Origin of the sequence: Pseudomonas sp. MF6396 (assembly GCF_002018915.1) — a bacterium.
GTDB lineage: Bacteria > Pseudomonadota > Gammaproteobacteria > Pseudomonadales > Pseudomonadaceae > Aquipseudomonas > Aquipseudomonas palmensis.
The window spans coordinates 1-1,069 of record NZ_MVOK01000091.1; the positions used below are offsets into that span (position 1 = coordinate 1).

General features: G+C 48.5%; 1 protein-coding gene. It reads right to left on the bottom strand.

Going from position 1 to position 1,069, the window contains the following annotated elements:
* Positions 1-31 precede the first annotated feature (31 nt).
* A complete protein-coding gene (locus MF6396_RS28075) occupies positions 32-1,063 on the bottom strand; it encodes a methyl-accepting chemotaxis protein (RefSeq protein ID WP_078482020.1) in 1,032 nt (343 codons plus the stop codon).
* Positions 1,064-1,069 lie beyond the last annotated feature (6 nt).

Below are 1,069 nucleotides of genomic sequence, written 5' to 3' on the forward strand. Positions count from 1 at the left end.
TAAGTTATCCCTGTCGAGATACTGAAAAGCGTTATCCTCGTTTTTCCCAAAACTGTTTTGCCAGTTCGCTCAGAGCGCTAGTTAACTGAGCGACAGATTTCGCACTTTGCAAATTATTCTGCCCGGTCTGTACATTGGTATCAGCAGCATCGCGTATATTGATAATACTGCGGTTTATGTCTTCACTTACTGCTCCCTGCTGCTCGACCGCAGTCGCTATTTGCGCGTTCATGTCGGTAATTTCGTTAACACGTTGGCCAATTCCATCAAGAGCTGTAGCTGCTTCCTCTGCGTGAGCTACACTCGTGTGCGCTTGCCGACTACTTTGCTCCATGACTGTAACAGCGGATTGCGCTCGCTCTTGTAGAGCGCTGATCATGCTTTGAATATCCGTTGTCGATTGCTGGGTGCGAGCAGCAAGACTGCGAACCTCATCGGCGACAACAGCAAAACCACGCCCCTGCTCACCAGCACGCGCGGCCTCAATTGCTGCGTTGAGTGCCAACAAATTCGTTTGCTCGGCGATCCCTCGTATAACGTCAAGAACTTTTGATATCTCGTTACTTTTACCTTCAAGCTCATGAATAACCTGAGCGGCTTGCCTAATTTCACCTTCAAGGGCAATGATTGACTGGCTTGTGTGGGCTACCAGACGCTGGCCAGATGCCGTCTCAGTGTCTGCTCTTCCGGCCGCATCTGCAGCATGCTGTGCATTGCTCGCAACCTCTTGAATGCTTGCCGCCATTTGGTTTACTGCCGTTGCTATTTGATCTGTCTCTGCCTGCTGCTCAACTGTAAGTACATTGCTTGACTCAATATCCTTTAGTAGGCTTTGGGTGTGTTCGCTAAGCCGATTTGATGCATCACCTATGCGACCTACTATGCTGCCTGTTTCAGCTTGCATCATTCGTAAAGCAAACTCTATTTGGCCAAACTCATCGGTGCGCCCAGTGTAGAGGGATTGACTTAATGGGTTATTGGAAATATTCCTGGCTCTTTCAACCAGTCTTCCAAGAGGAGAGAGAATAGCCAAAACACTAACAGAGCTTAAGCTTCCTGACATTAAAGT

Excerpts from the sequence above, each read along its gene's own strand:
- MF6396_RS28075 (WP_078482020.1), bottom strand. The coding sequence starts at position 1,063 with ATGTCAGGAAGCTTAAGCTCTGTTAGTGTTTTGGCTATTCTCTCTCCT.